Below are 13,553 nucleotides of genomic sequence, written 5' to 3' on the forward strand. Positions count from 1 at the left end.
ACCAGTATAAAGTTCAGTATATTTCTTACTCGTCTCTTAGTGCTTCGGCCGGTTGCACTTTCATTGATTGCAGAGCCGGATACAACACGCCAAGAATAATCATTATCGCCATCAAGAGATATGTCAGTAAAATGGCTATCAGGAAACGGGGTACTGCAAATGCCATTTGTGATATATCCACCAGTTCAGTATATCCAATATTGAATGCAATCAATACGGCAGGAAGAGCCGACATGCTTAACAGTAACAAACCTTCCGTAATCAAACGATAGAATATGTTTTTCCGGTTAGCTCCCATCGCCATGCGTAAAGCAACTTCTCCCCGGCGTTGCTGGGTACGGAACCAGAAAGTGCCGATCACTCCCAGAAAGATATTCAACAACAGGAAAAAGAGAATACAGAACTGGGTACGTAATTCATTATCATTGTCTATCTCACTGGCTGTCCGGACTTTGCTTAATGGAGTGACATCAAGTATATAAACATTCCCTACCTGATAGATACGGTCGGCATCATTCATAAGACGTTCCACAAAGCCATCGTCTACACCTTCGCGGACACGCAGACTTAATTCGAGATAGGCTACGTTTTCGACTGTTTCCATTTGTTCGTCAGAAAGGTAAGTGCCGATATAGGTTCCGGTAAAAGGTTTTCCGGCAATGTTATAATGATCGTAGCGAACGGGCTCTGTTAAAGCTGCAATACGAAAGTTGGTATCACTCATGCGAACTTCTTTACCCAAAAGGTCTTTTCCGTGGAAAGTAGCATCCGGATAATAGTCTGCAACATCGACAGGAACGATTATTGTATTTTTCTCCAGAGCTTTCACCAGACTTTCATGACCGGAACCATCGATATTCCGGAAACGAAACACCTTATAATATTCAGGAGTCGTCCAACGATCCATCGTACTTATCCAAACCGTGTCGTTATCCGGAAAACGGAAACTCGCTCCACTGCACCCTTCATTGTATGGAATACTGTTTTGAGAGATACAGACAGATTCAACTTCCGGATGACGGGACAAACGTCCGGCTATTTCCCTTAAAGCAGTCATATCATCTTTAACAGTCAGCTCCGGATTGAAATCGGTAGATTTATCGGTAAGACGGTTCATACGTAATACATACGTATTTTCTATATTAAAGCCCATTGGCTGATAATAGATATGCAAAGTGACATAAACCAAATCAACGATATACCACAATACGACAAACACCAACAATAGCTCAATCCATAGAAAAGCATTGCTCCGGCGCTCATTATATATTTGTTTCAATAACTGTTTCATCATTTCATCTTTGGTTTATTGCATCTACAATGTTCATTCTCGACACTCTCCAAGCCGGAATTCCGGCACTCAATAGATTTAATAACAGGCAGAAACAGAATGCAACGAGAAACGTCAACGGACTGAACAGCATATCAGTGGAAAGAGAAGTTTCCCCGGCAAGACCTGCATTCTCACTGTTATCAAAAAGGAATGAGTTTAACAGGAAAGTAGCTGAATAGCTCAATATCAGTCCCAGTACTCCCGCAAGCAGTGTCAATATCAGATTCTCCCAGAATACCTGTCGCAACAATTCGTTGGCAGTAGCACCGAATGCTTTCCGGACACCGATTTCCGTCATACGCTTCCGCATGCGGGATAAAGTCATACTACTTAGGTTGATAGCTGGAACCAAGAGGAGAATCACAATGATAAGAATGAATCGCCTGACAATGTGTTTCATATCCAAGTCTGTCCCCCAATGGCGGTAAAGGTAGGCAAATTGAGTATCCGGCTGACCACGATAAATCAATTCCATATCCTTCAGCTTACTATTGTAGACCTGACGATATTTTTCGACTTCAGCACGAATAGCCGGAAAATCGTCGGACGAACGTGCAAGGATGACCGCCCGCATAGGTCCCATCAGATTTTCTCTCCACGAGAAAGAAGCCAAATCTGTTGATGTATAGGGAATCCAGACCTGTGCATAAGAAGCTGTCGCCAACTTTGATACGTCTTTCACTACTCCTGTAATGGTATAATCCGCTTTATTTAATTGGATGGTACGCCCTACCACGTCAGTTGTACCGAACAGGTGGCGTGCCATACTGGCAGAAACCACTGCCTTGGACAGCCCACTCTCAAAATCGGCTTTCGTATATGGTTTGCCACACAAGAATTCAAAGCAAAAGACTTGCCAGAACGCTTCATCCGTTTCCATTTCATCTACACTCATCCTGCCTCCTCCGGGAAGAGAAGCACGCATCTTATTATTAACGGAAGTAATGGTAACCGCTTCAGGTATTGTCAACGTCTTAAAGCATTCACGGGCAGTCGTGACGGACATCTGGCTGCTGGCAGCATTATTGTGTTGCTCTTTATGCCGGGACGTCATTGCCTTGACATACAATGATCGTGAACGGTTAACTTCCGGCACGCAGTCTTTTATCCGTATCTGCAATGTCAGCACGATCACCATTATCATGCAAATAGCCAAAGCTGTACCTACCATACAGACAATACTAATAAGCCGGTTCTCTTTCAACTGGTAAAGAGCTTGCTTTATGTATTGCTTCCACATCTTCTTATTCTTTTTTTGATTTGATTCTACAGGAGTTCACAGAAGAATGTTCTACATTAGAAATTCCAACCTTTCTCTGTTACGTCTTTACACTTCAGGTTTTTGGAGTTGATTTTACCAACGCCATCCCGCTTAAAGAAAGCTGCATCCGCTTTACCGGATACAGTGATATTTCCTACTCCATCCACTTTAGCTTTGATAGTGCTGCAATCAACATTCAACTTCATATTGCCTACTCCGTCAACATCTAGTTTCAACTCATCGCAATATAGACTTTTCACGTTACAGTTGCCTACTCCATCAAGTTCGAAAGCTATATTTTTAAGTTTTAGTTCTTCTTTTGCATCGAAGTTTCCTACTCCGTCTATTTTCACTTTACTCAAATCGGGAGCAGTAATATAGAAAGTCAGATTCTTGATATTCTTGGCATTTTTATCTTTATAAGAGATAACCAGAGTTCCATTTTTCACTGTCACCCTTGTTTTCTCTACAAATTCAGAAGGACCTTCCAGACGACAGGCGCATCCTGCCGATTGAGTAAAAATAATATTCCCGACAGATTGCAGGTTTATGGCAGAAAACTCGTCTACATTATAATCTTTACTCACATTTTGTGCCGATAGCGAACAGAAAGCAACACTTAACAGGACAGCTATCGCAACGATGAAAATATTCTTTGTCATGATGATTTTTAATTTAGAGATACATTAATCAATTTTTCCATTTAGTTCTAATCGTAAGAGGCCGTTTCTATTGTACCTGGCGTCCATCGAAGAAACGAATAGTGCGCGAAGTCTGCTTCGCCTGTTCTTCATTATGGGTAACCATCACGATAGTACGTCCGTCTTCCTTATTCAACCGATGAAGCAGTTCCATTACTTCAGCTCCCATCTTTGAATCCAAGTTACCTGTCGGCTCATCGGCAAGGATTATTTCGGGATTACCAATAATCGCACGGGCAATAGCTACACGTTGGCACTGCCCACCGGAAAGTTGTGTAGGAAAATGTCTCATACGATGGCTTAATCCTACTTTTTCCAATACCTCTTGTGCCAACCGCTTTCGCTCACTACTGCCAACACGGCGATAAAGTAAAGGCAACTCCACATTATCCGTCACATTCAACGAATTAATCAAATGAAAAGACTGAAATACAAAACCGAGCGTTTTATTACGAAAAACCGCCAGTTCCTTGTCTTTCATTCCTTCGGTACGTATTCCGTTGATTTCCACCATTCCCATTGTAGGTGCATCAAGCAATCCCATTATGTTCAGCAGGGTGGATTTTCCGCATCCGGAAGGTCCCATTATACTTAGAAATTCTCCACGTTCTACCGTCAGATTCACATTCTCCAATGCTACCGTCTCAATCTCGTCCGTACGATAAATCTTAGAAAGAGAGTTCAATGTTATCATAACTTCTAGTATTTAGTTTATTTAATTTTCAACTTATTCTTGTTCTTATAAGCACTCATATCGCTTACTACTACTTTATCACCCGGTTGCAATCCGCTCAACACTTCTACATATTCAAAATTAGAATCTCCTAACTGTATTTTACGTTTTACCAGTTCATTATCCGAATTGCAGACAAAAAGTTCATATTCACCGCGTCCCACATAGAAAGAGCCATTGGCTACGCGCATTACATCTTCTTTCACAGCATTCATCACATAAACATCTGTCTTTAGTCCGGAACGTAAGCGGCGGTGATTATCTTCTTTCAACTGAACGGTAAATGATATCACACCATTCTTGGATAGTGGTGTAACACTGCTAACTGTCCCTTCCAGTTTGTCACTCCCTATCTTAACAATTGCTTTTCCTCCGGCTGCTACACGGTCACCGTACGTATCCGCAATCTCACCTTCCACTTTAAAATGGCTCAAATCAGAAATGATAGCCACCTGTCCGCCTTCGGAAATCTGTGCACCGATCTGGTTATTAATATAGGTAAGAATAGCTTTACGCGGGGAACGGATTTGTGCATCATCCAACGTACGTTTCTTTTCGGAAAGGCTCTTGCGGAAGATATTAAAATCAAGCTCCTGAACTTTTAGTTCGGCAGCAGCTACTTCCTTCTCATTTTTATATTGTTGCTGAAGTTGTTCGTACTCTAATTGAGCCACATTATAGCTCAATTCAGCCTGGCGTACCTTATCCGTTGTTCCTGCACCGAGACTGTCCAGATAGTGTTCATTTCTCAACTCCACTTTCATACGACTCAATTTCATTGCCGAAACTTTAATCTGCATTGCCATATCGGAAAGTTTCGTCTGATTATTGACGCGAAGCTGATCAAGCTTATACTGGCGCATTTGTTCCTCGTCCAGTAACTTCTTATATTCAATTTCCGTACTCTGAAGGTCCAGTTTCAGAATCGGAGTACCTACGTCTACGCTATCTCCCCCTTTTTTATAGACTTCAATAATACGACTGTTGATCGGAGAATTGATAATTTCTTCAAAAGCAGGGACAACCTTACCGGAAGCACTGACACTTACCTCAATCACCCCTTTATCGACTGTGGAAAAGACAAGATCCTTTGCCTCCACTCCTGCCCTTAATACAGATATAAGTACACTGATGGCAATAATACTTGCCACTCCAATGGATGAATAACGAATAATCTTCTTATTACGTTCTTTTTGACGTACCTCTTTAGGAATTTCTCTGTCCATATCCGATCATTTACTATTTTATGATGTATCAATTCGGTACTTCATATACCAAATCTGTGCCAAAATCGTAAATGATTGATAAATAGAAGATAACAAAAAACACAGAGTGTCCGATATCGGACACCCTGTACGAATTTACCATTCAGAATAGAATCTATCATCCTGCCAGCAGGAAGCCTGTCTATTTGGATGATGACGTAGTAGAGGGGTTCTTTTCCTCTTGTATCAGTTCTTTCCCCCAATGGGTAGTCTCCTCCACCTTTTCACGATCACGAATCTCTTTTGCTTTACGGGCATAGACAATCATACGCATAGACTGATCGTAAGTGAAATAATTCCATACCCAATTCAAGAGTACAATAACCTTATTGCGTACCCCAAGAATAGAGCGCAGATGAACAACCAGCCACATCACCCAGGCAAACCATCCCTGCATCTTTACTTTACTAAACTCTGCTACGGCACGATTGCGTCCTACAGTCGCCATCGAACCCAAATTACGGTAATGGAAAGGTTTCATCTCCCGTCCTTTCTCCATACGTACCAGATTCTTTGCCAACAATTCTCCTTGCTGGATAGCCACTTGCGCCAATTGAGGATGTCCGTTCGGGTAATTTTCATCAGCTAACTGAATACATTGGTCGCCAATAGCAAACACATTATTCATCCCCTCTACACGGTTAAATGAATCGACCTTAATACGTCCTCCACGCCCAATCAGAGAGGCATCCAGATTGCCGATAGTCACACCGGTGACACCACTCACCCAGATAAAAGTACGCGTGGCAATCTCTGTACCATCTTCGAGTACTACTTTATGGTCACGATAATCCACAACGCGTTTATTCAACAGGATATTTACTCCCATTTCACGGAGAAACTGTTCAGCATGTGCAGATGATTCTTCCGACATTCCGGCAAGCAATCGCGGCCCGGCTTCAATCAAATAGATGTGCATCAGACTGCTGGGCATATCAGGATAATCATTCGGCAAGACGAATTTCTTCATCTCGGAAAGTATTCCGGCTACTTCTATCCCGGTAGCTCCACCTCCCACAATTACAATATTCAATAATTCTTGTTGTTCCTGCTTCGTTGAACAGGTCAGCGCTCGTTCCAGATTAGCCAGAAGAGCGTTTCGCAATCCCATCGCTTCTGACACATTTTTCATCGGCATGGCTTCCTCTTCGATATGTTTATTACCGAAATAGTTGGTTGTAGTACCTGCTGCTAACACCAGATAGTCATATTCTGCTTTTCCGATGGAAGTCTGTATCATATTCTTTTCCGGGAAAATGGCACGTACTTCCGCCATACGGAAATAGAAATCTTTCCGATGCTGGAATATTTTACGGAAGGGGAAGGATATGGAAGTTGGCTCCATACCAGCCGAAGCCACCTGATAAATCAAAGGAGGAAACTGATGATAGTTGTTTTTATCTATCAATACGACTTGAAAGCCTGACTTTTTCAGCTTGTTAGCCAGTTTCAAGCCACCGAAACCACCGCCTACTATGACGACACGTTTCTTATTACTTTTTGCAATGTTTAGACTCATATTCTAATCATGTTTTATCAAGATAATAACACATGAATGAGTCATTAAGTTTCCGAAATTCGAAACTTTTGAGAGAAGTCTCTACCGCAGACGCAATCTATCTCCGATTTCCGGAACATACTCACCATCCTTACGATTCATCTTATACAGATTTTTGAGGCGGATACCATATTTTTGAGAGATGCCATGCATGGAATCTCCATCTTTCACAACATATACAGTATAAGGTTTGGAAGCCTTTTTCTTCTTGCTCTTCAGGTAGATGATATCTCCTTCCATCAAGGTATAATCACGCTGCAAGTCGTTGTACTTCACAAGTTTCTTCCAACTAATATCGAATTCCTTGCCTAAATCTTTAAAGGTATCACCGTTGCGGGCTACCACATAAGCAATATCATTAGCGATATACACCTGATGCGGGCTCATCAACCAAGGATTCTTTTTCAGTTTCCGTTCCGAATATACCCCCTTACGGTCGTATTTATACAAGTCATAATCTTCGATAATTGTAATCAGACGATTAGCATAAGAAGGATCGGTAGCATAGCCTGCTTTTTTCAGTCCACGCGCCCAGCCTTTATAATCGGTGATGTCCAGTTTAAAAAGAAAAGCGTAACGGGCACCTCTTCTAAGGAAGTCGGAATGATCTTCGTAAGAGTCACGCGGATGCTTATAAGCACGGAAACATTCGTTACGGGCATCATCATCATGACGAACCGTACGTCCCCGCCAACTGCCACCACACTTAATACCAAAGTGGTTATTACTCTTTCGTGCCAACTGGCTGTATCCGGCACCGCTTTCCAGCAATCCTTGTGCCAATGTAATACTCGCCGGAATCTTATGAAGCTTCATCTGTTCAACAGCCAAATCACTATACTTATTTATATACTCGACGTAACGGGCATTCCGTTTCTGTGCCTGCACTCCTACGGCAAAGAAAAAAACAACGGTTAAAAAGATAAGTCTATGCAGTTTATTCTCCATTTTTATTCAGATGTGAATTAGATGGCACAAAAATCTGAAAAATAATTGGGATTATCAATCTCTTTCCTAACTTTGTAACATTAATTGTAGAAACCAATACCCTGACGTATATGAAAGACCTCACAATTACCGCTATTATTAAAGTATATCAATATGATGAGTTGAATGAGGGCGATCGGTCACTTATAAAGACTGCCATGGAGGCAACAGCTCGTAGTTATTCTCCGTACTCCCATTTCTCCGTAGGTGCCGCTGCGCTATTGGGCAACGGGACAGTAGTGACAGGAACCAATCAGGAAAATGCGGCCTATCCGTCGGGGCTTTGTGCAGAACGTACTACCCTATTCTATGCCAACTCCCAATATCCCGACCAACCGGTTGTCACTCTTGCCATCACGGCACGAACGGAAAAAGATTTCATCGACCAACCGATTCCTCCCTGCGGCGCTTGCCGGCAAGTGATTCTGGAAACGGAAAAGCGTTACAAACAACCCATCCGTATCCTATTATATGGCAAAGAATGTATCTACGAAGTAAAAAGTATAGGCGATCTACTGCCATTATCATTTGACGCATCAGCAATGGAGGATTAATTATGTTACAACAATATCACACGAAACTAAAAGGAACACTCGCACTTACAGACTCTTATCTGACAGAAAAAGCACTGCAAAAAGAAAAGGGGCTTTATAAATTTATATGGGTACGCAGCGGAAGCATCACAGTAGAAATCGACCACCAGGAAATGACGCTTACCAAAGATGAAGTGATTTCACTCACTCATCTGCAACACCTCGAATTTAAATCGATTGATGGTGAATACCAGACTTTGCTGTTCAATAGCAATTTCTATTGTATCTATGGCAACGACCATGAAGTGTCATGCAGCGGCTTCCTGTTCAACGGTTCATCGCACCTGATCCGTTTCACACTGAACGAAAAAGAACGTAAAGAACTTGACACTATTACCGAAGCACTGGAAAATGAGTTTACCGTTTCCGACAGCCTGCAGGAAGAGATGCTGCGCATCCTGCTGAAACGTTTCATTATCCAATGTACCCGGATTGCACGTCATCGCATGAATATCACCCGTGAAAAAGAATCCGGTTTTGAGATTGTCCGCCAATACTATAACTTGGTCGACGAGCATTACCGGACGAAGAAACAGGTGCAGGACTATGCCGATATGTTGCATAAATCTCCCAAGACACTATCGAACATCTTTTCTACCTGCAAACTGCCTTCGCCGCTTCGGGTTATCCACGAACGGGTGGAAGCGGAAGCTAAACGTCTCCTGCTTTACAGCAACAAAAGCGCCAAAGAGATTGCCGATATTCTGGGATTTGAAGACCAGGCTTCTTTCAGCCGTTTCTTCAAAAATATGACCGGACAGAGCGCCGTGCAATTCAGAAACACACAGGAAGGGAAAAATTGACAAGGCATACGGAAGTATTGCTATTTTGGGGGTAGTGGAAATGGACGACCTTTGCAACATAAGATAAACCCATTAAAACCCCAACAAAATGAAAGAGAAATTGATCGCTTTACTGACCTTCACTTCAAGTCTGAAAAGTTTTGGTATGAAATTTATCCGCGTTGCCATCCTGGTAGTATTTGTATGGATAGGCGGATTGAAGTATTTCCATTATGAAGCCGACGGGATTGTTCCGTTTGTTGCCAACAGTCCTTTTATGAGTTTCTTCTATGCTAAAGGTGCACCCGAATACAAAGAACATAAAAATGCGGAAGGTGCTTTTGTCCCGGAAAATCGTGCATGGCACGAAGCAAACCGCACTTATACTTTCTCTTACGGACTGGGAGCTCTTATTATGGGTATCGGCATACTGGTATTCTTGGGAATCTTTTTCCCAAAAGTGGGATTGGCAGGCGACACCCTCGCCATTATCATGACGCTCGGCACACTTTCTTTTCTTGTCACCACCCCGGAAGTCTGGGTTCCCGACTTGGGAAGCGGAGAATTCGGTTTCCCATTACTATCCGGTGCAGGGCGGTTGGTGATTAAAGACATTGTGATCCTAGCCAGTGCCGTAGTGTTATTATCCGACTCGTCACAACGCGTACTCAAAACACTTAAAAAAGACTAAGACAACCACTAAAGAGGATTCTGACTTCTTGCCATTGCGGAACAAATCGTATTTTCAGACTGTTATATAGTCTCATACAAATCGTTAATACAAGAAGTTATGAAACAATATGATGCAATTATTATAGGATTCGGCAAGGCAGGGAAAACCCTGGCTGCCGAACTTTCCAACCGCGGATGGCAAGTGGCCATCGTAGAACGTTCCAACATGATGTATGGAGGAAGCTGTCCGAATGTAGCCTGTGTCCCAACAAAGACACTGGTGCATGAAGCAGAGGTTTCCGCTTTGCTTTACCACGATGATTTTCCGAAGCAGGCGAATATGTACAAACAGGCCATCGGCCGAAAGAACCGCCTCACTTCCTTTCTTAGGAATGATAATTACGAAAGACTAAGCAAACGTCCTAATGTGACTATCTATACTGGAACGGGGTCTTTCATATCCGCCGATACCATAAAAGTGGAACTTCCCGAAGGAGAAATCGAACTGAAAGGAAAAGAGATATTTATCAACACGGGGTCTACTCCCATTATCCCTGCAATAGATGGTATTCAGCAAAGTCAGCACGTATATACCAGTAGTGCGCTTTTGGACTTAAGTGTACTTCCTCATCACCTGATTATCATAGGTGGAGGATATATCGGACTGGAGTTCGCTTCTATGTATGCCGGTTTCGGCAGTAAAGTGACGATACTCGAAGGAGGAAACAAATTTATGCCTCGCGAAGATCGGGATATTGCAAACAGCGTCAAAGAAGTGATGGAGAAGAAAGGTATTGAAATCCATCTGAACGCTCGTGCACAGTCTATCCATGACACGAATGACGGAGTGACACTGACTTACTCGGACATATCCGACGGTACTCCTTATTATGTAGATGGAGATGCCATTCTTATCGCAACGGGACGTAAACCGATGATTGAAGGATTGAATCTGCAAGCAGCGGGTGTAGGAGTTGATGCTCACGGAGCTATCATCGTAAACGATCAGTTACGCACTACTGTTCCTCATATATGGGCAATGGGAGATGTGAAAGGCGGATCGCAATTTACTTATGTCTCGCTAGATGATTTCCGGATTATCCGTGACCAGCTCTTCGGTGACAAGAAACGTGATATCGGAGACCGTGATCCTGTGCAATATGCAGTGTTTATTGATCCGCCATTGGCACATATCGGAATCAGTGAAGAAGAAGCTCTGAAAAGAGGATATTCATTTAAGGTTTCCCGGTTGCCGGCTTCCTCTATCGTTCGTACCCGCACATTAAGGCAGACTGATGGTATGCTAAAAGCTATCATCAATAATCATAACGGGAAGATTATGGGCTGTACTCTATTCTGTGCCGATGCTTCAGAAATCATCAATATCGTAGCTATGGCGATAAAAACAGGGCAAACCTCTACATTCTTGCGCGATTTTATCTTCACGCATCCCAGTATGAGTGAGGGATTAAATCAACTGTTTGATGTATAAGAATAAGAAAGAATATAACTCACTTCTAAAACAGAGCCTCTGAATAGGGTAAACAGAGGCTCTATTTGGAGTAATCGGAGGCTCTGAATGAGGTAAACGGAGCCTCTAAATAAATGAAACTCATTCTTTTTCAGTCTTAATAGAGTGAAATCTAATAGAAAGTGTTATCTTTGCAACCAAGTTAAACTATATACCTACCGCAATGAGAATTAGTAAGTAAGACAACACTTCTAAGTAAACATCACTTTTCTTATATGCTTTTTCTATTTCGTTAAGCATCACGAAATCCGTGTTGTTTAGCCAGTATTGTGTTTGTCGTTCCCCCCTATCCTGTGATTTTCCCTCACTCTATTTTCAACCTCAAACCCAATAGATCATTATGTCTATAAGTATTCAGCAAATCAGCTATATCCATCCGGATAAAGAAGTATTATTCAGTGATCTCAATTTCGCCATCAGTAAGGGGCAGAAACTGGGATTAGTCGGTAACAATGGGTGCGGTAAATCTACTTTGCTGCAAATTATTGCCGGACAACTTTCACCCTCTTCCGGTGTCATTGTCCGTCTGGACGACCTATATTATATCCCGCAACATTTCGGGCAATATGATTCATTGACTATCGCTCAAGCACTCCAGATAGAACGTAAGCAACAAGCCTTACATGCTATCCTGTCAGGAGATGCCTCAAACGAAAATTTCGTCATCCTGGATGATGACTGGAATATTGAAGAACGTTCCATTGCCGCTCTCGATTTATGGGGGCTAGGACAGTTTACTCTATCCTACCCGATGAATTTGCTTAGCGGCGGTGAAAAGACCCGTGTATTTCTGGCAGGGATGGACATTCATCACCCATCTGTCGTACTTATGGATGAACCGACCAATCATCTCGATTCTTCCGGCAGACAACGTTTATATGACTGGGTAGAGAAATATCGTTCCACCCTGTTGGTGGTAAGTCATGACCGTACCCTGCTCAATCTTCTCCCCGAGATTTGCGAACTGGAGAAGCATCAAATCAATTATTATGGCGGAAATTACGAATTCTACAAAGAACAAAAAACGCTGATGCAGGAAGCATTGCAACAACGTATTGAAGAAAAAGAAAAGGCACTACGTATTGCCCGTAAAGTGGCTCGCGAAACGGCCGAACGCAGGGACAAACAGAATGTACGCGGCGAAAAGAGTAATATAAGAAAAGGAGTTCCACGCATTGTATTGAACGCACTCCAAGGGAAATCCGAGAAGAGCACTAGTAAACTGACTGGCGTTCATCAGGAAAAAGCCGAGAAGTTAACAAATGAACGCAACCAGCTTCGAGGTTCGCTCTCTCCGACTGCGGCATTAAAAACCGACTTCAACAGTTCCTCGCTTCATACCGGGAAGATATTAGTGACAGCAAAAGAGATTAACTTCAGTTATCATTCCAATTCGGTTAACAATGATATTCTGACGAATAATGAAATAAATTCGTCTGACACAGGTTATCTTCCCAATCCGAATAGCAATGATATTCAGGAAAATAGTATCTCAAAACAACAGCTTTGGCAAGCTCCTGTCAGTTTTCAGCTAAAGAGCGGAGACCGCCTCCGTATAGAAGGAGCCAACGGTAGCGGGAAAACAACTCTATTGAAATTAATCACCGGCCAACTTCAACCACAGGAAGGAACCCTGACACGGACGGACTTTAGCTATGTCTATTTGAATCAAGAGTATTCGATCATTGACGACCGGAACAGTATTCTTGAACAGGCTTACGCTTTCAACAGCCGGAATCTGCCGGAGCATGAAATAAAGATTATTCTACACCGTTACTTGTTTCCTGCATCCGAATGGGACAAATCCTGCCGGAAACTTAGTGGTGGTGAGAAAATGCGTCTCGCTTTCTGCTGTCTGATGATTAGTAACAATACCCCTGATATGTTTATCCTGGATGAACCTACCAACAATTTGGACATACAAAGTATTGAAATTATCACTGCTACTATCAAAAATTATGCAGGTACTGTGATAGCAATCTCACACGACAATTATTTTATTCAGGAAATTGGTGTCGAACAATGCATTTTATTGAGTTAGTCTATTGATATTTTATCCAGGGCAACCGCACCAATATTTAATTCATATTCGCACAGTTTTGAATAAAATAATGGAGTATTCTGGAAACGTTGTGGT

Annotated in this window: 12 protein-coding genes; 5 read left to right on the top strand and 7 right to left on the bottom strand. The window is 42.4% G+C overall.

Translation table 11 applies throughout. The features are described 5' to 3' along the window. Window positions 1–25: 25 nt before the first annotated feature. The 7 genes from DXA54_RS14430 to DXA54_RS14460 all read right to left on the bottom strand — a co-directional run bounded on the left by DXA54_RS14430 (window position 26) and on the right by DXA54_RS14460 (window position 7,799). Window positions 26–1,294, bottom strand: coding sequence for an ABC transporter permease (locus DXA54_RS14430; RefSeq protein WP_008648748.1), 1,269 nt, complete (start codon window positions 1,292–1,294; stop codon window positions 26–28). 1 nt (window position 1,295) lies between these two features. After that, window positions 1,296–2,573, bottom strand: a complete 1,278-nt coding sequence (locus tag DXA54_RS14435) for an ABC transporter permease (protein WP_008648749.1) — start codon at window positions 2,571–2,573, stop codon at window positions 1,296–1,298. 56 nt (window positions 2,574–2,629) lie between these two features. Further along, on the bottom strand, window positions 2,630–3,256 hold the full coding sequence (locus tag DXA54_RS14440) for a GIN domain-containing protein (protein WP_008648751.1): 627 nt from the start codon (window positions 3,254–3,256) through the stop codon (window positions 2,630–2,632). A gap of 67 nt (window positions 3,257–3,323) precedes the next feature. Then, window positions 3,324–3,989: an ABC transporter ATP-binding protein gene (locus DXA54_RS14445; protein WP_120079820.1), complete on the bottom strand. Its 666-nt coding sequence runs from the start codon at window positions 3,987–3,989 to the stop codon at window positions 3,324–3,326. A gap of 17 nt (window positions 3,990–4,006) precedes the next feature. Further along, window positions 4,007–5,254, bottom strand: a complete 1,248-nt coding sequence (locus DXA54_RS14450; RefSeq protein ID WP_008648754.1) for an efflux RND transporter periplasmic adaptor subunit — start codon at window positions 5,252–5,254, stop codon at window positions 4,007–4,009. A 181-nt stretch (window positions 5,255–5,435) separates the two neighbouring features. Then, window positions 5,436–6,812: an NAD(P)/FAD-dependent oxidoreductase gene (locus DXA54_RS14455; RefSeq protein ID WP_120079822.1), complete on the bottom strand. Its 1,377-nt coding sequence runs from the start codon at window positions 6,810–6,812 to the stop codon at window positions 5,436–5,438. A gap of 81 nt (window positions 6,813–6,893) precedes the next feature. Continuing rightward, window positions 6,894–7,799, bottom strand: a complete 906-nt coding sequence (locus DXA54_RS14460) for a glucosaminidase domain-containing protein (protein WP_004304231.1) — start codon at window positions 7,797–7,799, stop codon at window positions 6,894–6,896. 110 nt (window positions 7,800–7,909) lie between these two features. Here DXA54_RS14460 and cdd point away from each other — a divergent pair, with 110 nt between their 5' ends. The 5 genes from cdd to DXA54_RS14485 all read left to right on the top strand — a co-directional run bounded on the left by cdd (window position 7,910) and on the right by DXA54_RS14485 (window position 13,457). Next, window positions 7,910–8,392: a cytidine deaminase gene (gene cdd / locus DXA54_RS14465; protein WP_008648756.1), complete on the top strand. Its 483-nt coding sequence runs from the start codon at window positions 7,910–7,912 to the stop codon at window positions 8,390–8,392. Between the two features lie 2 nt (window positions 8,393–8,394). Further along, window positions 8,395–9,234 (top strand): AraC family transcriptional regulator, encoded by an 840-nt coding sequence (locus DXA54_RS14470; RefSeq protein ID WP_120079824.1) that lies wholly within the window; start codon window positions 8,395–8,397, stop codon window positions 9,232–9,234. 88 nt (window positions 9,235–9,322) lie between these two features. Beyond that, entirely contained in the window at window positions 9,323–9,904 is a 582-nt protein-coding gene (locus DXA54_RS14475) for a DUF417 family protein (protein ID WP_004304234.1), read from the top strand. A gap of 99 nt (window positions 9,905–10,003) precedes the next feature. After that, window positions 10,004–11,377: an FAD-dependent oxidoreductase gene (locus DXA54_RS14480; RefSeq protein WP_008648758.1), complete on the top strand. Its 1,374-nt coding sequence runs from the start codon at window positions 10,004–10,006 to the stop codon at window positions 11,375–11,377. Window positions 11,378–11,756: 379 nt separating this feature from the next. Continuing rightward, the gene (locus DXA54_RS14485) at window positions 11,757–13,457 is read left to right on the top strand and encodes an ABC-F family ATP-binding cassette domain-containing protein (RefSeq protein WP_009040805.1); all 1,701 of its coding nucleotides are present in this window, start codon (window positions 11,757–11,759) and stop codon (window positions 13,455–13,457) included. The last annotated feature ends 96 nt before the right edge of the window (window positions 13,458–13,553 follow it).

The organism is Bacteroides sp. OF03-11BH (assembly GCF_003604005.1).
Taxonomy (GTDB): Bacteria; Bacteroidota; Bacteroidia; order Bacteroidales; family Bacteroidaceae; genus Bacteroides; species Bacteroides ovatus.

Bases quoted from the DNA above. Each gene is read 5' to 3' on its own strand.
- DXA54_RS14445 (WP_120079820.1), bottom strand. From the start codon at position 3,989: ATGATAACATTGAACTCTCTTTCTAAGATTTATCGTACGGACGAGATT.
- DXA54_RS14475 (WP_004304234.1), top strand. From the start codon at position 9,323: ATGAAAGAGAAATTGATCGCTTTACTGACCTTCACTTCAAGTCTGAAA.
- DXA54_RS14450 (WP_008648754.1), bottom strand. From the start codon at position 5,254: ATGGACAGAGAAATTCCTAAAGAGGTACGTCAAAAAGAACGTAATAAG.
- DXA54_RS14440 (WP_008648751.1), bottom strand. From the start codon at position 3,256: ATGACAAAGAATATTTTCATCGTTGCGATAGCTGTCCTGTTAAGTGTT.
- DXA54_RS14470 (WP_120079824.1), top strand. From the start codon at position 8,395: ATGTTACAACAATATCACACGAAACTAAAAGGAACACTCGCACTTACA.
- DXA54_RS14435 (WP_008648749.1), bottom strand. From the start codon at position 2,573: ATGTGGAAGCAATACATAAAGCAAGCTCTTTACCAGTTGAAAGAGAAC.
- DXA54_RS14460 (WP_004304231.1), bottom strand. From the start codon at position 7,799: ATGGAGAATAAACTGCATAGACTTATCTTTTTAACCGTTGTTTTTTTC.
- cdd (WP_008648756.1), top strand. From the start codon at position 7,910: ATGAAAGACCTCACAATTACCGCTATTATTAAAGTATATCAATATGAT.
- DXA54_RS14485 (WP_009040805.1), top strand. From the start codon at position 11,757: ATGTCTATAAGTATTCAGCAAATCAGCTATATCCATCCGGATAAAGAA.
- DXA54_RS14430 (WP_008648748.1), bottom strand. From the start codon at position 1,294: ATGATGAAACAGTTATTGAAACAAATATATAATGAGCGCCGGAGCAAT.
- DXA54_RS14455 (WP_120079822.1), bottom strand. From the start codon at position 6,812: ATGAGTCTAAACATTGCAAAAAGTAATAAGAAACGTGTCGTCATAGTA.
- DXA54_RS14480 (WP_008648758.1), top strand. From the start codon at position 10,004: ATGAAACAATATGATGCAATTATTATAGGATTCGGCAAGGCAGGGAAA.